Below are 21,597 nucleotides of genomic sequence, written 5' to 3'. Positions count from 1 at the left end.
TTATTGTTTAATAAGACAACGATAGCCGCCAACACTGTGAATACAGTAAAAGAATCTTTACCTAGACAGGTAAAGTCATCTTGCTATATCAGTGTCAGCAATGGAATAATGTGTTTAATTCTGCGTTGATTCTCGTTAGACCAAGAGACTTGTGGAATAATAAACTTTGCCTGATCACGCAAAAACGCAGCAATGGCGTAAGACGTAATGTGAAATCAAGCAATTAGCGGGCTGCGGGTTGCAGCTTGGTCGGCAAGTGGGTAAGGCTCTGTTGTCTTATATTCAGAAGCTACCCTTTATATAAAAAGCGCTGTTTTTCAGAAAGAAACACAGGCTTACCGAAATAATGCGCCCCTATGCAGGCGACAACCGTGAGGTTGACGGCTTTGCTAGAAGACTCGGGGTCATCGGTTTACCCGACCATGAGGTTATTTTGCCCGCAGTTCTAATGACAATGTAAAAATAACGAGTAAGTTAAAGATGAAAAGAATGTTGATTAACGCCACTCAGCAAGAAGAGTTGCGTGTTGCCCTTGTAGATGGACAGCGGCTGTATGATTTGGATATTGAAAGCCCAGGTCATGAACAGAAAAAAGCGAATATTTACAAAGGTAAAATCACTCGAATCGAACCTAGTCTGGAAGCCGCTTTTGTTGATTACGGCGCTGAACGACATGGTTTTCTCCCATTAAAAGAAATATCTCGCGAATATTTCCCTAGTAATTATTCCTCTCATGGCCGCCCAAACATCAAAGATGTGCTGCGCGAAGGCCAGGAAGTTATTGTTCAGGTTGATAAAGAAGAACGCGGTAATAAAGGTGCCGCACTCACGACTTTCATCAGCCTGGCAGGTAGTTATTTAGTTCTGATGCCAAACAACCCACGGGCCGGGGGTATTTCTCGCCGTATCGAGGGTGATGACCGCACTGAACTGAAAGAAGCCCTATCCTCCCTGCAATTGCCTGACGGCATGGGCCTGATTGTGCGTACCGCCGGTGTCGGTAAATCTGCTGATGCGCTGCAATGGGACTTATCATTCCGTCTGAAGCATTGGGATGCGATTAAAAAAGCCGCTGAAGGTCGCCCTGCACCATTCCTGATCCATCAGGAAAGTAACGTGATTGTCCGTGCTTTCCGTGATTATCTGCGCCCGGACATCGGCGAAATCCTGATAGATAACCCTAAAGTTCTCGAACTGGCTAAAGAGCATATCGCCGCGCTCGGCCGCCCGGATTTCAGCAGCAAAATTAAATTGTATAGTGGTGAAATTCCATTATTCAGTCACTACCAAATTGAGTCACAGATTGAATCTGCCTTCCAACGCGAAGTGCGTCTGCCTTCCGGCGGTTCGATTGTTATTGACACTACCGAAGCGCTGACGGCGATTGATATTAACTCCGCGCGAGCAACGCGTGGTGGTGATATCGAAGAAACCGCATTCAATACCAACCTTGAAGCTGCCGATGAGATTGCTCGCCAATTACGTCTACGCGACTTGGGTGGCCTGATTGTCATCGACTTTATCGATATGACACCGGTTCGCCACCAGCGTGAAGTGGAAAACCGTTTGCGCGATGCCGTCCGTCAGGATCGTGCGCGTATCCAGATTGGCCGCATTTCCCGCTTCGGTTTACTGGAAATGTCCCGCCAGCGCCTCAGCCCGTCACTGGGTGAGTCAAGCCACCATGTATGCCCACGCTGTAGCGGTACCGGTACTGTACGTGACAACGAATCCCTGTCACTTTCTATTCTGCGTTTGATTGAAGAAGAAGCGCTGAAAGAAAATACTCATGAAGTTCACGCGATTGTGCCGGTACAAATTGCTTCGTATCTGTTGAACGAAAAACGTGAATCCGTCAATGCCATCGAAAAACGCCAGGGTGGTGTACGTGCAGTGATCGTGCCAAACGATCAAATGCAAACGCCGCATTACTCGGTGCTTCGCGTACGCAAAGGCGAAGAAGTCCCGACTCTCAGCTATTTGTTGCCACAACTGCATGAAGCAGAAATGGCGCAACCGCTGGAAGAAGCGACTATTGAGCGTAAACGCCCAGAGCAACCGGCGTTGGCGACTTTCTCTCTGCCAACTGAAGTGCCGCCAGAGTCAGCCCCTACAGCTACGCCTGTTAAGCCAACTGTTGCACCACAGAAAACTGTTGCGACGGATGAACAACCTGGTTTCTTCAGCCGTCTGCTCAGTGGCCTGAAAGGTATATTCGGCACATCAGCAGAAGAAATTAAACCGGTCGAAGTTGAGAAAACGGAAAATAGCGAAAATCGTCGCAATGATCGCCGTAATCCTCGTCGCCAGAATAATAACCGTAAAGATCGCGGTGACCGCACGCCACGTGAAGGTCGCGATAACTCCAATCGTGATAACTCAAGCCGTGATAACTCAAGCCGTGATAACTCAAGCCGTGATAACAATGCTCGTGATAACAACAGCCGTGACAATGCTAACCGCGATAATAGCAATCGCGAGGGCCGTGAAGATCAACGCCGCAATAAACGCCCAACGCAACAGACAACTGCGCCATTAGCGCAAACTGAAGTTGTAGAAGCGGATAAAGCACCGCGTGAAGAGCAGCCACAGCGCCGCGGTGATCGCCAGCGTCGTCGTCAGGATGACAAACGCCAGGCACCACAGGATGTTAAAGCTAAAGTTGATGATATTGATGTCATTGCCGCAGCTGTAGAAGAAGTACAACCTGAGCAAGAAGAGCGCCAACAGGTGATGCAGCGCCGTCAACGCCGCCAATTGAATCAGAAAGTCCGTATTCAATCCGCGAATGATGAGCTGAATGTTCTGGAAACACCGGTCACTGCCCCAGTTGCTCAGGTTGCTGCACCAGTAGTGCAGGAAGAAGTGAAATTACTGACGCAAACTAGCTCTCAGGCTGATGATGATGCAACGAACGACCGCAATGCCAACAATGAAAATGGCATGCCACGTCGCTCTCGCCGCTCGCCTCGCCACCTGCGTGTCAGCGGCCAACGCCGTCGTCGCTATCGTGATGAGCGCTATCCAACACAATCTGCTATGCCGCTGGCGGGTGCTTTCGCCTCACCAGAAATGGCGTCGGGTAAGGTGTGGGTGCGTTATCCGGTTGCCCGGCAGGTTGAACAAGCCTTTGTGGAAAACCCGGTTGAAGAACAATTGCCAGTAGAACGCGTGCAAGAAGTTGCCGCTGTAGAAACATCAATCGCTATTGCTGCCGCATCAGTTGTTGTTACTCCAGTGATTGCTGCTCCAGTTGTTACTGCTGCCGTAGCTGAAATTGCCGTGCCGACACCACAACATAAGCCGGGGGGGTCATCCTCATCCGCCGCTGCCGTACCTGGCCGTGCACCTGTGGTCGTAGAAACAACAATTGTAGAAACAACAATGGCAGAAACAGCCGTTATTGAGCCAGCAGCAGTAGAAACCACTGTTGAAACTCGCGCGATTGAAGAACCTGTTCAGGTGACTGAAATAGCACCAGAAGCTGAAGCTATCACAGCAGCTGAACCTGTGGTTGAAGAAGCGGCTGCAACAGAAACAGCGGTTGAAAAAGCAATCGAGCCAGAAGCGATTGTTGTGGAAACTGTTGGTGTGGAAGCGGTAGTCGAAGAAGCTGTGGTTGAAGAAATAACCGAGCCAGAAGTGATTGCTGCGGAAACTGTGGTTGCCGAAACTGTAGCTGAAGAGGTCAATGTGACAGAAGAGGCCGTTGTGGCTCCTGTTGCCGTGGCAGCACAACAGCCGGTTGTTGCTCATCCTGAAGGCGTGCTATTTAAGCACTATGCTTCAGCACCGATGACCAAAGCACCTGCGCCTGATTACGTCCCTGCATCATCAGCTCAAGGCCAATGGGAACGCCCAGCCTTTGATTTTGCAGGTAAAGGTTCTGCGGGTGGTCATGCTGCGGCAACTCAGGCCACTGCACCGGCAACAAAACCACAATCGGTCGAATAATAGCAATATCATTCAGTCCTAATATTGCAAAACCCGCCATCTGGCGGGTTTTTTATTTCGCCGATAAACTCAAGCAATCTGCTTCACGTTCTTGATCTCAAGGCTTTCCAGCTTGCCCTCTAGCGCTTTAACAAATTCTTTAAAATGTTCAGTTTTATTATGTTTTTCCAATGCATCATCAGATGCCCAGCGTTCGAAAAATACAAAAGAACCTTCTTGGCCGCTTTCGGCATGGAGATCATATTGCAGATTCCCCTTTTCCTCACGGCTCGGGTCGATAACCTGATGAACTGCCGCTTTAACTTCAGCAATAAACTCAGGTTTCGCCACTAAACTGGCAATGACACGAACTTCCATGATTATTCTCCCATCTGATATTTAATTAGCATACTTGCCGATAAATCAATCACTCGCCCTGTAGGACAATGTGACTTGGCGCCTCTCTATAAGAGCCCCTTTTGACATTATTTTCAACTGACCAAAAATATTGTTTTCAACTTAACCGTAACAATCAGATGCATCCTAAGCACTTTCCGCTTATCCTTACACCCCGCCGGAAACAGCACAAAAACCAATATTTCATCATGACTGCGGAGCCCGTTGAATGACTGCACAACCTCAAACCCTGAAAATTCGCCGCCCAGATGACTGGCATATTCACTTACGTGATGACGAAATACTCAGCACCGTGCTGCCCTATACTTCCGAGGTATTTGCCCGGGCCATCGTCATGCCAAATTTGACCCCACCGATCACCACTGTTGCCAGTGCTATTGCTTATCGGGAACGTATTTTGGCGGCAATACCTGCAGGTCATAGATTCACCCCACTGATGACGTGCTACCTGACCAATACCCTGGATGTCAATGAACTGACCCACGGCTTTGAAAACAGCGTATTTACTGCGGCCAAATTATATCCGGCCAATGCCACCACTAACTCGACGCATGGTGTCTCTGATATTCCAGCGATTTATCCGCTGTTTGAACAAATGCAGAAGATTGGCATGCCGCTGTTAATTCACGGTGAAGTCACCGATGCCGCGGTGGATATTTTTGATCGTGAAGCGCGTTTTATTGAAACGATTCTGGAACCGATACGCCGTAAATTCCCAGAATTGAAAATTGTCTTTGAGCACATCACCACCAAAGATGCGGCCGACTATGTGCTGGCAGGCAATCGTTTCCTTGGTGCGACCATCACTCCTCAACATTTGATGTTCAACCGCAATCATATGTTGGTTGGTGGGATCCGCCCTCACCTGTTCTGCTTGCCAATTCTGAAGCGGAGCACTCATCAAGATGCCTTGCGGCAAGCCGTGGCCAGTGGTTCAGACCGTTTCTTCCTTGGTACTGACTCTGCTCCTCATGCTAAACATCGGAAAGAATCATCTTGCGGCTGTGCCGGTGTTTTCAACGCCCCGTCGGCGCTTTCAGCTTATGCCACTGTGTTTGAAGAAATGAATGTATTGGAACATTTGGAAGCTTTCTGCTCTTTGAATGGCCCGCGCTTTTATGACTTGCCGGTTAACGAAGATTTTGTTGAGTTGGTTCGGGAACCTTTCCAGCAACCAGAAGAAATCACATTAGGAAACGAATCTATCATTCCTTTCCTTGCCGGTCAGACTCTCAATTGGTCAGTTAAAGCCTGATAACATCAGCTGTAGAGCACATTTTTCTCTACAGCTGAAAATTTTTTTCTTAGTCAGTTGCGGCCTGAATATTTATACTGTATAAATAAACAGTATAAATATTCGGAGGGCCAAATATGCGTGTTGAAGTCAGTATTGATAAGAAAAACCAATTACCCGCAGGTGCTATCGAAGCACTCACCAATGAATTGAGTAAACGGCTGAATACTAAATTCCCAGAGACTACCACCGCCGTACAAGTACGCTATGCCGGTGCGAATAATCTTTCTGTTTTAGGTGGCGCCAAAACGGATAAAGACCTCATATCTGAAATATTACAAGAAATATGGGAAAGCGCGGATGACTGGTTCGACGCGGAGTAACCCACTGCAATAGGCTGTCAATGACGGCGATATGTTGCAGATAAATGCTGTTTTTTTGCCGGGGAGTCGCTCCTCGGCTTTTTTATATCAGTAAATATTGGGCTGTTCCCTTTCACATTTTTTATTTTTAACTTTCGATTCATTAATCATCAGAAAATAAATAATTTGTAAATATCTGTAGATAATCGCCAAATTCATCAACGGTTGCGTATACTGAAAAAGCTCACTCAGTATTGGGCCGCATTGATCCTCATTAGTCACTACCGTTCAGTAACTACTATATAAGGGGTCTTTATGGACAGAAATGATGAAGTTATCCAGACTCACCCGCTCGTAGGTTGGGATATCAGCACTGTAGATGTATATGACGCGATGATGATACGTCTTCATTACCTGTCTTCCATGAATCAACCACCAGAAGATGCGCTAGTTGATAGAACACTCTGGCTGACAACTGATGTTGCGCGACAATTAATAAATATATTAGAAGCAGGCATTGCTAAAATTGAATCATCAGATTACCAAGATTTGGACCACCGTAAGCATTAATTATCACCAGCAATTAATTTCTCAAAGCTCGTAAAAAGGCACCAGTGAATATCACTCGGTGCCTTTTTATTAACCGCTTCCACCATAAGATGGCGAACATCCCTTTTGCTCTCTTGGGTCTCATGTTATTACTATCGTTTTAATTTTTATCACAACTTACTGCCTTTAATTTAAATCGCTCTGGTCATTGTCAGGATAAAACTGCGTTACAAATCAAACAATATTAAATAAGATCGGGCGTTAAATAGGGTTCGCGGTGGTATTCAGCAGGGTGAAAAATATGGATTATGATTTGATTGTCATTGGTAGTGGCTCGGTCGGTTCAGCCGCAGGTTACTATGCCTCGCAAGCCGGTTTAAATGTGCTGATGATTGACAGCGCCATGCCGCCTCACCAAGCAGGCAGCCACCATGGCGATACCAGAATCATTCGCCATGCATATGGTGAAGGCGAGAAATATGTCCCATTAGTATTACGTGCTCAAGCACTTTGGGATCAACTTTCAGCCCAAACCGGTGAAAAATTGTTCCAGGCCTGTGGCGTGCTTAATTTGGGGCCAGTGGATTCCGTCTTTCTAAAAAACTCACAACACAGTGCTCAACAATTTAATTTGCCGGTTGAGATCCTAAATGCGGCGCAAATTCGTGAAAAGTGGCCGGTGTTTACTGTCCCAGATAATTATATTGGCGTGTTCGAACCGCATTCAGGTTTCCTCCGTTCAGAGTTGGCGATAAAAACACTGATCAAAACTGTTACTGAAGCAGGTTGTGGCATTCTATTTAACTGCCCAGTGACCGCGATTGAACCTCTGGATGAAGGCATTGATGTCGTCACCATCGACGGTACCTACAGTGCTAAAAAAGTGGTTGTTACTGCCGGAACTTGGGTGAAAGAGTTGCTGCCGCAATTGCCGGTGACTGCAATACGCAAAGTCTTTTCCTGGCACCATGCCGATGGCCGCTACAGTGAAGGGAATCATTTCCCAGCATTCACGGTGGAAACACCGGACCATATTCATTACTACGGATTTCCTTCACAAAATGATGAACTGAAACTCGGTAAACATAATGGTGGGCAACCCATAGAATCAGCGACACAGCGCAAGCCCTTTGGCAGTTATGCTGAAGACGGAACAGAAGTATTTGGTTTTTTGCGTAATTTCTTACCCGGCGTGGGCGTTTGTTTACATGGTGCAGCATGCAGTTATGATATGAGCCCTGATGAAGATTTCATCATCGATACTTTGCCGAATAACCCCAATATTATGGTCGTGACGGGGTTAAGTGGCCATGGGTTTAAATTTGCCACTGCGCTGGGCGAGGTCGCTGCATTCTTTGCACAAGATAAACCATCACCTATTGATATTACTGCCTTTTCTTTGGCTCGATTCACGGATTTATAGCGCTCATACCCACAATTGATTCACTAAATTATTGCCAATGACCATTGAGACTTAAGATAAGTCATTGGCAATTAATTCATATCTCATCGTTAGCATCAAAACCACATTAGCCTGGTAATTAATAGCCATTAACTCATAAAACCCGCAAAAAAACATCGTAAATGCCGAATTGACGCCTTAGTCGTCAGAGGATTACCTTATCCTAATATGCAGTCAGGTATGGTTGCAGTTAGACAAGGATGTATGTCACATGAAAATATTAATTATTGACGAGTGTTTTTATACCCGTTCAGGGGTAAATACTTATTTAAATAGTTCCGCATCTCTTCATTTAATGGATGTTTCTACCGTTGAGCAGGCAACATTAGCAATTGATCATTTTAATCCTGAAATAATAATTGTTAATCTTACACAATATTGTCGGTTCGGTGGACACTGCCCATTATTAGCACAATTTATCAGTTGCTGTGGTCAGGCAAGAGTTTATATTTATCTGGATGCATCATATCCCTTTAGCGAAACGCCTATCCCTCTAACGGATTCCGTTTCAATCTTGGCTAAGAAGCATTTACCTGAACTATTGCAAAGCTTATCAAATGTTTCAAATGGAGAAGATAAGCCAATGCTGCCATGCCCTGCATCACTGTTCAGCCCACAAGAACATAAAGTTATGTGCTATTGGATGACAGAAATGCCTAATTACCGTATAGCCAGAAAGTTAAATATCAGCGATAGTACGGTTTACTCACATAAGCGCCATATTACTGAAAAAATAAAAGTCAGAAACCGCTTGGAACTGTGTTTTATCTATAATGTATTTAAATATTTATACTAGAATTTGGTCTGTATTTAGAGACGGCATCAGCTAATGGCACTCGACATATAGACAAATAGACAAATAATACACATATATATTTAGATTATGAATAATGTAGCCGAGAAAACAACGCGACATAGCCTCCCGTTAAAAATATCGGTTACATTCTACTAAATGTCTTTTTATATAAACTAATTTTCTATTTCCTTCACTTTATACACACATCTGAAAATAAGTTATTTCTTTTATTATTCCCTTAGACAAGGGTTTAACTCCTAACTGATTGTTTACCCAATTAAAACCACCTATAATGGGCTATAACTTTAACCTCAGGCAGTCGGTATGTTAAGTAAATTCATCTCAATGGTTATCAATAATGTACGAGAGCATTTAATGCTCTATATCTGTTTGTGGTTAATGTTGTTGGCGCTGGATATTTACTTCTTTTTCTATTAACTCACCCCTCCCTTTTTAACCGGGCCAACAGGCACCAAATCACCTGCGGCCCTCAGATGTTAAGTTAGGATACAGGAGTGTCCGACTCAATCTTAGCAGGCTTACCATCACTCAGTAACACCGCAAACTTATAACCGGCAGGAGTTAATTCCAGTACAATCTTGGCAATAATGGTTAATGGAACTGACAGCAACATACCTATCGGCCCCAATAACCATCCCCAGAAAATTAATGATAAGAACACCACCAATGTTGATAACCCTAAACCACGGCCCATCATGCGTGGGTCGATAATATTACCGCCAATCAGATTAATGAGAATATAACCGCCAGTTACCGCAAAGGCGTCAGCAAAACCGTTAAAGAGTAAGGCCTGAATAATGGGTGGAATAGCGGCCAATACAGACCCGATGTTGGGTATGTAATTGAGAACAAAGGCCAGTAACCCCCACAGGAAAGCAAACCTAACCCCCATCGCGGCCAAAAATAGCCAAATGACAATCCCCGTCGCAATACTAATAATGGTCTTAATCACCAGATAATGCGTTACACCATTCAGCGCACGCCGCAGAATCGCATTTCCTTGTTCTGGGTTATCAAACATTAATTGCATTTTATAGGGAAGACGCTCGACTTCAAATAACATGAAAACGACGGTCATTAACAGCAAGAACGTGCTGGCCATAGCACCAGAAAGATGGCTTAGCAGGCGGGTAACAAAGTTCATGGCCATGCTGGGATCGACATGTTTCATAATGTCATCCACCGAAAATTCGATATTAAAGCGCATGGCGAACTCTTGCAGGTCGCGCATTTTTTCCAGCATCATCCCGCGATATTGTGGTAGTGAGCGGGCAAATTCATTTAATGAAGAACCTAAGCGGCTAAACAGTAATGCCATCAGTAAAACAATAATGGTTACCAATAAGACGATAGCCAATGTCCGGGGGATTTTTATTTTTTCGAGTAATTTCACCAAAGGGTTTAAAACAATAGCGAGAAATATCGCCAGTAAAAAAGGGACTACAATAGGCGATGCCGCTTTGACCCCGGCCATAATCACTACCAACATTGCCAGCATCGCAACTAACCGCAACCCTTGGCCACTTACCACAGGTTTTGTCATTATTAATCCTTGTATTGAAACCGCCACGGCTCAAATGGCAAAAAAAAGACGCTAGCGGATAAAATAACCGACAACGCCTTATTTTAATAGCACCAGATATTACTTATCCGTACCCTTTTCCGGCATGGGAATATGCATAGTTGTTTGTAGCAACCCTTTAGATTTATTAAAAATCTTAATGCCATTCTCTCGCCCTGCCCGACGAGCGCGTTGCTCTTCCTGTGGAAGCTTCAGCTCTTCCTGGCAAATCTGACTACAGCAACCTTCAAATTTTGCTGAACAAACCGGGCATTGAATAAACAGTAAGTGGCAACCATCATTCTTGCAATTAGTATGCGTATCACTTGGGGTGCCGCACTGATGGCAATGTGCAATGACATCTTCAGATATCCGTTCGCCCATTCGCTCATCGAAAACAAAGTTTTTACCAATAAACTTAAGCGGCAATCCCTGTTCTTTGGCTTTACGGGCATATTCGATAATCCCGCCTTCGACGTGATAAACATTTTTAAAGCCATTATGCAGCATATAGGCGCTGGCTTTCTCGCAACGAATCCCACCGGTGCAATACATCACAATATTCTTATCTTTATTATGTTGCAGCATATCAACCGCCATCGGCAGTTGTTCGCGGAAAGTATCCGAAGGAACTTCTATCGCATTTTCGAAATGGCCTACTTCGTATTCATAATGATTGCGCATATCGACAAACAAAGTATCGGGGTCATCAATCATCTGATTGACCTGGTCGGCCTTCAGATAATGCCCAACATTGCTGGGGTCGAAGCTGTCATCGTCGATACCGTCAGCCACAATACGCTCGCGAACTTTCATGCGTAGCACCCAAAATGACTTGCCGTCATCTTCATGCGCAACATTCAATCGCACTTGGTCCAGCGCGGGATGAGCGGCAAACAGCGCGACTTTAAACTCATCATAACGATTTGCAGGCACGCTAATTTGGGCATTGATTCCCTCTTTTGCCACATAAACCCGGCCAAACACCCCGAGTTTAACAAATTGGCTATAGAGGTTATCGCGGAAGGTTTTTGCATCTTCCAGCATGAAATATTTATAAAAAGAAACTGTGGTGCGCGGTTCGGTTTCAGCCAACATGCGCGCTTTAAGTTCCTCATTAGAAATTCGGTTATGTAACACTGGCATGGTGTACGTTCCTGTCTTTCAGAGAGGTTACTGATGAATATTTAACTATTGCTCAATGGGTTAGGTTAGCCATTAGGTTGCTAACCACGCTAAATCATCGCGCAATATAACTGATATTTCGGCACCGGTTATCCCGTGCGGCGCATATAATACCTGAAACCCCGCCACGGCACATCTTTAGCGGCTCACTCGCTCAGTCAAAGCAGAAAAAATAACGCCAGCGAGCAAGGTCATTCCGGCAGCAATCAGTAACGGTTTACTCTGCCAATCAGCACCGAGATAACCCAATATGCCACCGACGACCAATAAACCCGCACTGAGTTTTGCAACTGTCATCGACGGCTCTCCGGTAAGAATGAATAACACCACTGAAATGACTAACCAATAGATACACAGGCAATATCATACCGCAGAAATAAAAAATCCCTCTTCGATAGAGAGGGATTCAGACTGCTGATAAAGTCAAATAAAGGGGAAACGTGCCGTTGAGGCTGTAGTCGCGTAAGCGACCGGAGCGCCCCCAGGTGCGGTCGCCCCTTCACTCACTGAGCTATAATTGGAACCAACTTTGATAGCGGATTAGCGCATGATTTCCAGTTTGGCCGGTAGCCCCTGCCGAACTGCCGCGCCACTCACCCAATCCAGCCAAGTGTTGGGAACTTCTCGGGTGGGGTCGGTAAAGCCCAAATCATTCAGGTTGGTTCCCTGGCCGATTCGTGGGTCTGACGCCATCACGACACCATCCAGTGAGTGGGCTCTGGCACCCATTTCGCGATGTCCATAACCATGCTCAATAGCAACAACCCCCGGCATAACACCGTCCAATAGGCTGACCTGCACTTCCATCTGCCCCCCTGGAGTCATTAACCGCACAATATCACCATGCTGAATCCCACTGCGCTGCGCATCCAGCGGATTGATCGCCACCAAGTTGGTGGATTTGACCGCACGTAAGCGCTCAATCATAGCGGTTGAGCTGCTCATCAGATGGGATTTAAATGACATCAAACGCAATGGCCAGTCAGTTGCCGGATAATGTTGGAACACATCTGAACCGTCCGCCAGACGCGGCGGATACCAGGTCGGGCACCCGCTGTAACGCTCGCCGGTAATAGCATGATGATGTTTCGCCACGTTTTCATTCCAGATTTGCAGTGGTTTTTTCCATTGCGGCCCGGTGGCATCACCATTCCAGCTTTTCTCATAAGGCGCAAACCGCCCGCCGCGAGCCAGCAAATAAGCCACCCGCCGCTGTTCATCCTGCTGCAAACTGCGCTGGAGCGCAGGCCACAAACGATCAACGCCGGTTAAGCGCAATTCATCATCCGCCGCGGCTGGCAGTGGCTTTTCGCCACCATAGGCAATATTGGCGGCGGCCCGCAAGTAATAATCTTCCGCTCTGTCCAGCGACAAACTATTGCCCTCGCTGTCCTGCATAGCATTGGCACCAAACCCCGGTAATTTCATGGCCTTAGCGACGGCAATCAGGAAACTTTCCATCGCGACCGGCTCACCTTGGGCGGTGCGGGCGGTGCGTGATTCCACCACCGGCCAACGGGCAGTGCTGGCTTTCACTAACACCCCGGCCCATGGCGCACTGAATCCCCAACTCTCAAAGTTATGGGTGTCCGGCACGATATAATCCGCCAGTGCCGTGGTTTCATTCATAAAAGCATCAATGGCAATGAATAATGGCAACTGTCGTGGGTCTTGTAACCGCTCCTCAATCAGATTGCGCAAGCCCGCCACCCCATACAACGGGTTGGTCATATGGCTTATCCAAGCTTTCAGCGGATAGGGATAGCCCGCCAATGCCGGGGCTAATTGTTCGGTCAATTGCCCGCCGACAAACGGATACCACGGGCCACGCGCCGGGTAACCCGATTGCCCTCGCTGAATTTTTTGTTGATATTCCTCTGATTTTTCATAAGGTTGTTTACTGCGTGATAGCGGTAAACCTTTTGGCTTAACCATGCCCGCAAAGGTCGCTAACTGGTAGCGCGGCCCGTCGGCAAAACCATCAAACTTGCCGCCACCAACCGAAACGCCACCTTTAAGGTTGAGATTACCAATCATGGCATTCAACATCATGACCGCCCAGGTGGTGTAAAAACCATTGCCGCCCATCATGCCGCCATGAGAAATCACCGCCGCCTGGCGCTGATAAGCCGTGAATTCTCGGGCTAAACCGATAATGGTCGCCTCCGGCACGCCGCATTGCTGACTGTATTCGGCCAGTGTAAAGCGCGCGGCGGCTTGTCGCAGGCATGTCATGCCAGACTGCACCTGAACACGTTGCCCATCATGCAAAGTGACCTCTCGCGTGACAAATAACTCGGCCTGTAGCACCTGTGCGGCGGGCTGCAATGCCCCCTCGGTGGTTTGTACCAACACTGGGCTTTCTTCTCCCTCGGCGACCGGTTCGCCACTCAACACCGGTTCGCCGCTCAACATAGTGGCGCGTAAAAACTGGCCAGCTAAAGGATGGCTTTCTGTGGTGATAACTAAGTGGCTGGCATTGGTCCAACTGCGCTCTCCGGCGGCTTGCATCGCCATTTCACCAGCCATGGCGAGATAAGCTCGGTTAAAACGCTCCTGTTCAATAATCCAACGGATCATTCCCATCGCCAGTGCAGCGTCAGTCCCCGGAAGCACCGGCACCCAGCGGTTATGCTGATTGGCTAATGTGGTCGTCAGCGGTAAGGCGGGCGAGACCACCACATAATTGAAATCATCGCGTTGGCGCGCATTAGCTAACTGCCGCCCCTGGCGCTTAAATGGGTTACCGGATTGCGCCGGTGAGGTTCCCAAAAACAAAGCAAAACGGACGTTATCCCAATCCGGCTTCACATGGGCGTTTTTGTCCAAATCCCCCATCAGTGCCCCTGAGCCAGCGCGATAGGCTAACCCACAATAGGCACCGTGGCTGCCCAGATTTTTAGTGCCAAATGATTGATTAGCAAAGCGTTGAATAAAAGCATCGCGCCCATCATCACCGGCAATAGTCACCAATAATTGATTGGCTTTTGGCCCGAGTGACGGTTGCCTGGCATCAATCGGCGTCACCAAATCACGGATGGCCCGCAGCCCCTCGACCGGCCCCTCGCCGAATAAATCACCGCCGTCGGTCACTTCGGTAACTAACTGTTCAAAGCTAATGCGCTGCCATTGACCACTGCCGCGTGGCCCCACGCGCTTCATCGGTTCCGTGATGCGATAAGGGCTATCGACCCCCTCCAACAGAGTCGCCCCTCGGGCACAGGCGGTTGAGCGCCCCGCCATTCCTTGTTCGCCGCCAAGCCGTTGCAATGCTTCGCTGAGCGGTAATTGATAAGGAAAGTGATGGTCGTGAGATAAGGGATGGTAAGGATTACCGGCAATACGCAGGATCTTATTCTGTTGGGTATCGACACGCACTCGCAAGCCGCACAGTGTCCAGCAGCCAAAACATTGAGTCATGGAAACCGCCTGTTGCGGATTGGCCTGCCACTGCGGCCCGACTCGCCCTTCCGTCGGCAAAGCATTGCCACTGATGGGGTCAAGAGTCAGTTTACCCGCACTGCCATCCACCAATCCGGCCAGTGTTTTGCGGGCAACATCATGGTAGCTGGCACCAAACGCCACCACGCCCCCCAAAGCTAAGCTGCCCTTTAACCATTGACGCCGTGTAGACTTAGCCATGATGTATTTCCCCTTCTACTCGATTTGTACTTGTTACTTTTTGTTCAAGCCATCTGACACCTTCGCGGATTGCAATGATAGCTGCGACCCATAATCCGAAAGTACCAATAATTGCCAGCAATCCCTCGCTGCCCAACGGCAAGGAGTAAGGATTGGCTAACACATTGTATTTAGGCAATGTTTGCGTTTGCATCAACAGCAACCAGCGCACTGACCAGCACAGTGTCAGAGCAATCAATGCCTGAGCCGCTATCACTGGGGTGGATACTATTTTTTTGCCATTGAACAGGGCCAGCCCGAATAACAGCAGCCACAGCGCCACCGGGAATGCCGCCGTTACTGGAGCTTGTGCCGCCCAATCGCGCAGGGCTTGCGCCGAGACATTATCACCACTGGCCCACAGTACGGTGACCAACGCCAGCAGCACTAAATTGACTAACTGCCAGCGCGCCAGTGGGCGCTGATATTGCGGTTCTCGCCACAGCCACACAGATAATAGCGAGGGGATGGCCTGACAGGCAGTCAGGAAGATAAACAGCGGTAACCACCCGCTAAACCACAGCGGTTGGGCGCGTAATGTCGACACTTCGCGCCCGGTATAAAGCAAAATGCTGAGGGCGGAAAGTGCGCTAAGCAGGGCCAATCCAGCCAATAGCCGTGGCAAAGGTTTGGCTTTCAACCGGCTATAAATCAGCACCAGAAAATAGCCCATGACCAGCATGCTAAACAGCGGTAAGAAGATGGAACCCCACGACATCCACGACCACGGGGTGAAATGGGCATAAAAATGCCAGACTCGGGCCGGTTGATGGAGGTCCGCATTCAGCGCCAGCGGGGCCACCACCACGGCGGTCACCGCCAGCATCATTGCGGCAAATTCCAATTGGCTTTGTTGCGCGGATAGCAATCCTCGGCGGGAGAACATGCGCTGCCCCCCAGCAAACAGCACCGCGCCGCAGGCTAAGCCAATAAAGAAGAAATATTGCACCGCCCAAGGTAGCCAGGCGATATCCTGCGGGCGAGCCAAAATTTCACGGATCATAATCATGCATGAACCTCCTGCCAAAGTGCGGGTTGGCCTTGTAATGGCTGAGTGAACACCTCGTTTAATCCGAGGTAAAACACCTGCGGGTGCGTCCCTTGTTCCGGTTTCAATACTTTGATGTCAGTGGCATGTTCCAACAGCATTTTGCGCAAGATGCTGTTGCCATCGCGCAAATCACCCATAATCCGCGCCCCACCGACACAAGATTCCACACAGGCGGGTAATAATCCGGCATCAAGGCGGTGAACACAAAAGGTGCATTTATCCGCTGTTTGGGTGCTGTGATTGATAAACCGCGCCTCATAAGGGCAAGCCTGCACACAATAAGCGCAACCTACGCAGCGGGTATTGTCGATAACCACAATACCGTCTTGCCGCTGATAAGTGGCTTGCACTGGGCAGACCGGCACACACGGCGGGTTATCGCAGTGATTACACAGCCGAGGTAGCAATACGTTAGTGACACTTTCTGCCCCCGACAGCGCAATTTGATATTGATTGACGGTAGTGCGGAACTGGCCTTGCGGCAGTTGGTTCTCAATAGCACAACTGACAGTGCATGCCTGGCAGCCAATGCAACGGCGCAAATCAATCAACATGGCATAGCGCCGTTTGATATCACCATTTTTGCGCACCGGCTCCATCTGCCAGCCCGCTTCGGCTAATGGCACCAGTGCGGCACCGGCGGTTAACACCCCCAGGCGCTGTAGAAATGCTCTTTTCCCTTGATCCATTGTCTTCTCACCTTCTTGATAAGAATCTTCTTGATGTGGGGAGTGTAGAAATAGACGGACAGAAGCCCTATTGTGGTTTTCCACATTCCCTTTAGGGACTTGATCCAGGACAATTGCGCACTGCGACGGGGATCATAAAAAGGAACATGCATGAATTTCAGAGTGCTGGCGATAATGTTGTTTTGGTGTGTTTCTGCCGCCCAAGCCCGCGATTGGACTATTGGCGTGTTGGCGTTACGGGGTGATGCTCAAGCGCAAGCACATTGGCAGCCCTTGGTTGATAACTTGAATCAGCACCTGCCGGGGCAGCATTTTCAGTTATTACCGCTGGACTTACAGGCGATGAAAAACGCCGTGGCACAGAATCAGATTGATTTTCTGCTCACCAATCCGGCGCAATATGTGCAGATTGATAGCCATTTCCCCCTGCGCTGGTTAGTGTCATTGCGCTCAAGTCATGAGCCCGGGGGCACCAGCCGCAATGTCATTGGCAGTGTCATTTTGGTGCGTGCAGACAGCGACATTCGCTCGCCGCAAGGGCTGATGGGCAAAGGTGTCGGCGCGGTATCTCCTGAGGCCTTTGGCGGTTACTTATTAGGATACAAAGCATTGCGTGATGTCGGGCTGCAACCGGAACAGGATTTTAAGTTACATTTTTCCGGTTTCCCGGTGGATGCATTGATTTATCTGCTGCGTGACCGCGCGATTTCTGCCGCTATCGTCCCCACCTGCTTGCTGGAAGATATGCAAGCCGAAGGGCTGGTGCATACCCGCGATTTCCGGCCATTGCTGGCCAAACAATCCACTATCCCCTGCCTCACCAGCACCGAGTTGTATCCTAATTGGTCATTTGCCGCGCTTTCACAGGTGCCGGATGAGTTAGCCGATAATGTCACGCGAATTTTGCTCAACCCCGCTGACAGCAACGCGCCACAATGGGGCGCGGCGTCTTCGACCAGTCAAGTGGAAAGCTTATTGCGCTCAGTTAACCAGCATCCGCAGCAGCCTTATTTTTGGCAACAAATCCTCCATTGGGCACAACAGCACCGGTTATTGATTGCCGCAATTGCGCTGACCCTGCTATTACTCGGCGCTAATCATATTTGGGTGGCTTTTCTGGTGCGCCGCCGCAGCCGCCAATTAGAACAATTACATCAACAGCTTAGAATCAAGGAAAGTGCATTGGAACAGGCCCAGCGCCTGAGTATTCTGGGAGAAATGGCCTCGGGCTTTGCTCATGAATTAAACCAGCCGCTTTCCGCCATTCAACATTATGCCGACGGCTGCGCCATTCGCCTGCAACGGGAGCAAGCTGACCACCCCTTACTGCCTATTCTGGAACAAATCAGCCAACAAGCTCAGCGCGGGGCCGATACTATTGCTAACTTGCGCCTGTGGGCGGGGAAATTACCGGCGCAGGAAAGGACGATCACCAGCCCGCCGCTGCATGAATTACTCAAGCATCTGTGGCAATTGTTGGGGGCGGAGCAGCACCAACCCCCCTGCCAATTGCACACCGAGATTGACCCACGGATAGCGCTGCACTTGCCTCCGACCTTGCTGGATCAGGTGTTATGCAACTTGATAACCAATAGTTTGCAAGCCGGGGCGCGTCAGTTATGGTTGAGTGCCTATCAGCAAGTTGGCTGGGCGATACTGACATTACAAGATGACGCTGGGGGATTGACTCCCGAGCAACTCAGCCACCCTTTTGCCCCTTTCCGCTCGACGAAAAGTGAAGGCCTTGGCCTTGGTTTGGTGATTTGCCAACGGCTGATAAATAGCCAGGGCGGAAAACTCACCTTACGCAATCAGGTGGCCGCCAATGGTAATCTGGGGCTACAAGTCACCCTAATGTTGCCACTTAATCCAGGTAAGGAGCTTACTTTTGTCACTGATTCATCTGGTTGATGACGATATTGCTGTCACTGACGCCTGCCGTTTTTTACTGGAGAGCCTCGGCTATAAAGTGAAAGTGTGGCATGACGGCGCAGATTTTTTGGCGCAAGCTAACTTATATCAGCCCGGCGTATTATTGCTTGATATCCGCATGCCAGTGCTGGATGGCACTCAGGTTTATGCGCAGATGCGCCAGCTAAACAGCACACTGGCGGTGATATTTCTCACCGCACATGGCGAAGTGCCACAAGCGGTTGAGCAAATGAAATTAGGCGCGGTCGATTTCCTGCAAAAGCCAGTGGCGACGGCCCCTTTAATCGCGGCCTTGCAGCAAGGTTTGGCACAATCTGAACAACTGCTGACCCGCCGACAGGTGCAACTGCGCTATGATTCGCTGACCCCTCGGGAACGGATGATTGCTCAGTGGGTGATGCAAGGTTTGATTAATCGCGATATTGCCGATGTTGCCTGTGTTTCCGTGCGAACCGTCGAAGTGCATCGGGCCAAAGTGATGGAAAAAATGGCCGTTAGCAGTCTGGCGGAATTAGTCATCTTGCTCAACCCGCTAAAATAGCGCCATTCGCCCTGCTCATATAATCATCAAACAAATCATTTTTTTGATGAAACATTCAACAAAACAGCAAAAAAATGGCTTTTTGGTGCGGTCTATTTTCCTGTAAGTCTCTAAAAATGCCACAATAGGCTACCTTAAAACGACAGATAAGTAGGTTGGGACTGGGCCTATTGAGGTTCTCTGATTAACTCAATGCGCACCATCAAGATGTCCGAACGAATGACAATAATGCTGAGAACAGATATGCAAGTTCCTTCTTTTAATCGCTCACTACTGCACCCCCGTTATTGGCTGACCTGGCTCGGCCTCGGTATTCTCTACTTACTGGTGCTGCTCCCCTATCCGGTCATCTATTTCATGGGCACCTCCCTTGGCCGTTTTTCCATGCGTTTTCTTGCACGACGTAAGCGAATAACGCGGCGCAATCTGGCGTTGTGCTTCCCTGACATGCCGAAAAGCGAGCGGGATGAACTGCTGGTTAAGAATTTTGAATCCGTCGGCATGGGGATATTTGAAACCGGCATGGCGTGGTTTTGGCCAGACTGGCGAATTAAGCGCTGGTGCAGTGTCAGCGGGCTGGAGCATATTCAACAGGCGCGTGATGAGGGCAAAGGGGTTTTGTTGATTGGCTTGCATTTTCTGACGCTAGAGTTGGGCGCGCGTATTTTTGGTATCTACAATCCGGGAATTGGCGTTTATCGTCCACATGATAATAAAGCCATGGATTGGATGCAGACCTGGGGCCGGATGCGGTCAAATAAAGCCATGCTTGATCGTAGAGACCTCAAAGGGATGGTTCGCAGCCTCAAGCAAGGTGACATTATCTGGTATGCGCCCGACCATGACTATGGCCCTCGCAGCAGTGTGTTCGTGCCACTGTTTGCTGTTGACCAGGCCGCCACCACCACCGGGACTTATCTTCTGGTGCGTATGGGTAACCCCGCAATTATTCCTTTCACACCACGTCGGTTACCGGACGGCAAAGGTTATCAACTGATTTTACAACCGGCGGTGGATAATTTCCCGCTGGATAATGAAGTCGACGCCGCGGCCTTTATGAATAAAGTGATCGAAAAAGAGATTTTGCGTGCCACGGATCAATACATGTGGCTGCACCGGCGGTTTAAAACCCGCCCCGAGGGCGCACCTTCGCTGTATGACTAGCTTAGTTAAATGGAATTAACTGAGTTAAACGGAATTAGCTTAGAGCAAAATAATATAACAGATGATAATGAGAATTAGTTTACATCAGTTTTTTTGATACAATCTGTCAGTATTATCCGATAGAAATATAGTACTGGTCTGATGATACTGAATTAATTTCCCTTGGTTATCTTCCGGTGACGCCCTAAATAATTCGAGTTGCAGGAAGGCGGCAATTGAGCGAGTCCCCAAGAGCTTACACAGGTAAGTGACTGGGGTGAGTGAACGCAGCCAACACACATGCAGCTTGAAGTATGACGGGAATATCTTTTTCTTGGTAAGGATATATATGCTCGCAACTCTTAATCTCTGGTTCACTCGACTAACAGATCATCCGAACGGCGGCAAATTGTTATTACGCCTGACATTCGGTGTCTTGATGTTATTTCATGGTGTGGCAAAAATTCAACACGGCACCAGTTGGATCGCCGCTTCTTTACAGGCGCAGGGCATCCCCGCCTTTGTCGCCTATGGCGTTTACATTGGCGAGATTGTCACCCCAATTCTGATTATTCTTGGTTTATTTACTCGCCCGGCAGCTTTCATTTATGCCGTTAACTTGTTGGTCGCGGTATTGATGGTCGGCACCGGTAAGTTCTTCACCCTGACCCAAGTGGGCGCATGGGGTTTGGAAAACGAAGCCATGTACTTCCTCGGCGGCGTGGCTATCATGTTGTTGGGTAGCGGCCGTTATTCCGTCACCAAAAATGAAGCTTATCGCTGATAATAATCTGCGCTGATAAATGAGCTACTGCGCCCATCGCGTAGTGGCTTTTTTATTTCATGACAATGAGTTATAACAAACTGCTAAAGCCCCCTCCATTCAGTTATAACCTAATCGAATAAGTATATCCCCAAATTTCAAACCCTCTTTTCATTTTAATAAAAACTAACATTCATCTCATTGATGTCAATGTGCTATAGGCGCATAATTACCAAGCTAACTGTTTTATTCTTGTGCTTTGTTGCCCCTTCAAACG

General features: G+C 48.4%; 18 protein-coding genes. 11 read left to right on the top strand and 7 right to left on the bottom strand.

Features of this window, described 5'->3' with window-relative positions; genetic code table 11:
• Window positions 1–480 precede the first annotated feature (480 nt).
• Entirely contained in the window at window positions 481–3,954 is a 3,474-nt protein-coding gene (rne, locus tag FTA91_RS14035; protein ID WP_145583512.1) for a ribonuclease E, read from the top strand.
• Between the two features lie 69 nt (window positions 3,955–4,023).
• Here the strand turns inward: rne and FTA91_RS14030 are convergent, their stop codons facing one another.
• Window positions 4,024–4,311 (bottom strand): putative quinol monooxygenase, encoded by a 288-nt coding sequence (locus FTA91_RS14030; RefSeq protein WP_050115741.1) that lies wholly within the window; start codon window positions 4,309–4,311, stop codon window positions 4,024–4,026.
• 247 nt (window positions 4,312–4,558) lie between these two features.
• On the opposite strand from FTA91_RS14030, the gene pyrC reads away from it, so the two are divergent.
• The 6 genes from pyrC to FTA91_RS14000 all read left to right on the top strand — a co-directional run bounded on the left by pyrC (window position 4,559) and on the right by FTA91_RS14000 (window position 9,191).
• Window positions 4,559–5,605 carry a dihydroorotase gene (gene pyrC, locus FTA91_RS14025; protein ID WP_145583510.1) on the top strand — a complete coding sequence of 349 codons (1,047 nt, stop codon included), beginning with the start codon at window positions 4,559–4,561 and terminating at the stop codon, window positions 5,603–5,605.
• Window positions 5,606–5,721: 116 nt separating this feature from the next.
• On the top strand, window positions 5,722–5,967 hold the full coding sequence (dinI, locus tag FTA91_RS14020; protein WP_050115739.1) for a DNA damage-inducible protein I: 246 nt from the start codon (window positions 5,722–5,724) through the stop codon (window positions 5,965–5,967).
• Window positions 5,968–6,261: 294 nt separating this feature from the next.
• Window positions 6,262–6,516, top strand: a complete 255-nt coding sequence (gene bssS, locus FTA91_RS14015) for a biofilm formation regulator BssS (RefSeq protein WP_050115738.1) — start codon at window positions 6,262–6,264, stop codon at window positions 6,514–6,516.
• Window positions 6,517–6,796: 280 nt separating this feature from the next.
• Window positions 6,797–7,918 (top strand): N-methyl-L-tryptophan oxidase, encoded by a 1,122-nt coding sequence (solA, locus tag FTA91_RS14010; RefSeq protein ID WP_050115737.1) that lies wholly within the window; start codon window positions 6,797–6,799, stop codon window positions 7,916–7,918.
• A 250-nt stretch (window positions 7,919–8,168) separates the two neighbouring features.
• Window positions 8,169–8,753, top strand: a complete 585-nt coding sequence (locus FTA91_RS14005; RefSeq protein WP_050115736.1) for a response regulator transcription factor — start codon at window positions 8,169–8,171, stop codon at window positions 8,751–8,753.
• A gap of 324 nt (window positions 8,754–9,077) precedes the next feature.
• Window positions 9,078–9,191 carry a DUF2770 family protein gene (locus FTA91_RS14000; RefSeq protein WP_072082691.1) on the top strand — a complete coding sequence of 38 codons (114 nt, stop codon included), beginning with the start codon at window positions 9,078–9,080 and terminating at the stop codon, window positions 9,189–9,191.
• Window positions 9,192–9,255: 64 nt separating this feature from the next.
• On the opposite strand, the gene FTA91_RS13995 is transcribed toward FTA91_RS14000, so the two are convergent.
• From FTA91_RS13995 to ttrB, 6 genes are all read right to left on the bottom strand, one after another.
• Window positions 9,256–10,317: an AI-2E family transporter gene (locus FTA91_RS13995; protein WP_050115735.1), complete on the bottom strand. Its 1,062-nt coding sequence runs from the start codon at window positions 10,315–10,317 to the stop codon at window positions 9,256–9,258.
• A 99-nt stretch (window positions 10,318–10,416) separates the two neighbouring features.
• Entirely contained in the window at window positions 10,417–11,481 is a 1,065-nt protein-coding gene (gene trhO, locus FTA91_RS13990) for an oxygen-dependent tRNA uridine(34) hydroxylase TrhO (protein ID WP_050115734.1), read from the bottom strand.
• A gap of 177 nt (window positions 11,482–11,658) precedes the next feature.
• Entirely contained in the window at window positions 11,659–11,817 is a 159-nt protein-coding gene (locus FTA91_RS20105; protein WP_174634646.1) for a hypothetical protein, read from the bottom strand.
• 243 nt (window positions 11,818–12,060) lie between these two features.
• Window positions 12,061–15,162, bottom strand: coding sequence for a tetrathionate reductase subunit TtrA (ttrA, locus tag FTA91_RS13985; RefSeq protein ID WP_145536198.1), 3,102 nt, complete (start codon window positions 15,160–15,162; stop codon window positions 12,061–12,063).
• Entirely contained in the window at window positions 15,155–16,204 is a 1,050-nt protein-coding gene (gene ttrC, locus FTA91_RS13980) for a tetrathionate reductase subunit TtrC (RefSeq protein WP_413081190.1), read from the bottom strand. The genes ttrA and ttrC overlap by 8 nt, the downstream gene beginning before the upstream one ends.
• 2 nt (window positions 16,205–16,206) lie before the next feature.
• Window positions 16,207–16,941, bottom strand: coding sequence for a tetrathionate reductase subunit TtrB (ttrB, locus tag FTA91_RS13975; protein ID WP_050115731.1), 735 nt, complete (start codon window positions 16,939–16,941; stop codon window positions 16,207–16,209).
• Window positions 16,942–17,091: 150 nt separating this feature from the next.
• On the opposite strand from ttrB, the gene ttrS reads away from it, so the two are divergent.
• The 4 genes from ttrS (at window position 17,092) to FTA91_RS13955 (ending at window position 21,341) form a co-directional block, all read left to right on the top strand.
• A complete protein-coding gene (gene ttrS, locus FTA91_RS13970) occupies window positions 17,092–18,852 on the top strand; it encodes a tetrathionate respiration histidine kinase TtrS (protein WP_050115730.1) in 1,761 nt (586 codons plus the stop codon).
• Window positions 18,830–19,414, top strand: a complete 585-nt coding sequence (ttrR, locus tag FTA91_RS13965) for a tetrathionate respiration response regulator TtrR (protein WP_050115729.1) — start codon at window positions 18,830–18,832, stop codon at window positions 19,412–19,414. Before ttrS ends, ttrR begins: the two co-directional genes overlap by 23 nt.
• A gap of 243 nt (window positions 19,415–19,657) precedes the next feature.
• Entirely contained in the window at window positions 19,658–20,578 is a 921-nt protein-coding gene (locus FTA91_RS13960) for a Kdo(2)-lipid IV(A) acyltransferase (protein ID WP_050115728.1), read from the top strand.
• A 328-nt stretch (window positions 20,579–20,906) separates the two neighbouring features.
• Window positions 20,907–21,341, top strand: a complete 435-nt coding sequence (locus FTA91_RS13955; RefSeq protein ID WP_050115727.1) for a DoxX family protein — start codon at window positions 20,907–20,909, stop codon at window positions 21,339–21,341.
• Window positions 21,342–21,597: the final 256 nt, after the last annotated feature.

It is taken from the genome of Yersinia thracica (assembly GCF_902170565.1).
Classification (GTDB): Bacteria; Pseudomonadota; Gammaproteobacteria; order Enterobacterales; family Enterobacteriaceae; genus Yersinia; species Yersinia thracica.
Note: the sequence above shows the minus strand (reverse complement) of the source record. Positions and strands in the feature narration are given on the sequence as shown.

What these genes read in the sequence shown, in the direction of transcription:
- rne (WP_145583512.1), top strand. Translation starts at nt 481, where the DNA reads ATGAAAAGAATGTTGATTAACGCCACTCAGCAAGAAGAGTTGCGTGTT.
- FTA91_RS14030 (WP_050115741.1), bottom strand. Translation starts at nt 4,311, where the DNA reads ATGGAAGTTCGTGTCATTGCCAGTTTAGTGGCGAAACCTGAGTTTATT.
- pyrC (WP_145583510.1), top strand. Translation starts at nt 4,559, where the DNA reads ATGACTGCACAACCTCAAACCCTGAAAATTCGCCGCCCAGATGACTGG.
- dinI (WP_050115739.1), top strand. Translation starts at nt 5,722, where the DNA reads ATGCGTGTTGAAGTCAGTATTGATAAGAAAAACCAATTACCCGCAGGT.
- bssS (WP_050115738.1), top strand. Translation starts at nt 6,262, where the DNA reads ATGGACAGAAATGATGAAGTTATCCAGACTCACCCGCTCGTAGGTTGG.
- solA (WP_050115737.1), top strand. Translation starts at nt 6,797, where the DNA reads ATGGATTATGATTTGATTGTCATTGGTAGTGGCTCGGTCGGTTCAGCC.
- FTA91_RS14005 (WP_050115736.1), top strand. Translation starts at nt 8,169, where the DNA reads ATGAAAATATTAATTATTGACGAGTGTTTTTATACCCGTTCAGGGGTA.
- FTA91_RS14000 (WP_072082691.1), top strand. Translation starts at nt 9,078, where the DNA reads ATGTTAAGTAAATTCATCTCAATGGTTATCAATAATGTACGAGAGCAT.
- FTA91_RS13995 (WP_050115735.1), bottom strand. Translation starts at nt 10,317, where the DNA reads ATGACAAAACCTGTGGTAAGTGGCCAAGGGTTGCGGTTAGTTGCGATG.
- trhO (WP_050115734.1), bottom strand. Translation starts at nt 11,481, where the DNA reads ATGCCAGTGTTACATAACCGAATTTCTAATGAGGAACTTAAAGCGCGC.
- FTA91_RS20105 (WP_174634646.1), bottom strand. Translation starts at nt 11,817, where the DNA reads ATGACAGTTGCAAAACTCAGTGCGGGTTTATTGGTCGTCGGTGGCATA.
- ttrA (WP_145536198.1), bottom strand. Translation starts at nt 15,162, where the DNA reads ATGGCTAAGTCTACACGGCGTCAATGGTTAAAGGGCAGCTTAGCTTTG.
- ttrC (WP_413081190.1), bottom strand. Translation starts at nt 16,204, where the DNA reads ATGATCCGTGAAATTTTGGCTCGCCCGCAGGATATCGCCTGGCTACCT.
- ttrB (WP_050115731.1), bottom strand. Translation starts at nt 16,941, where the DNA reads ATGGATCAAGGGAAAAGAGCATTTCTACAGCGCCTGGGGGTGTTAACC.
- ttrS (WP_050115730.1), top strand. Translation starts at nt 17,092, where the DNA reads ATGAATTTCAGAGTGCTGGCGATAATGTTGTTTTGGTGTGTTTCTGCC.
- FTA91_RS13960 (WP_050115728.1), top strand. Translation starts at nt 19,658, where the DNA reads ATGCAAGTTCCTTCTTTTAATCGCTCACTACTGCACCCCCGTTATTGG.
- FTA91_RS13955 (WP_050115727.1), top strand. Translation starts at nt 20,907, where the DNA reads ATGCTCGCAACTCTTAATCTCTGGTTCACTCGACTAACAGATCATCCG.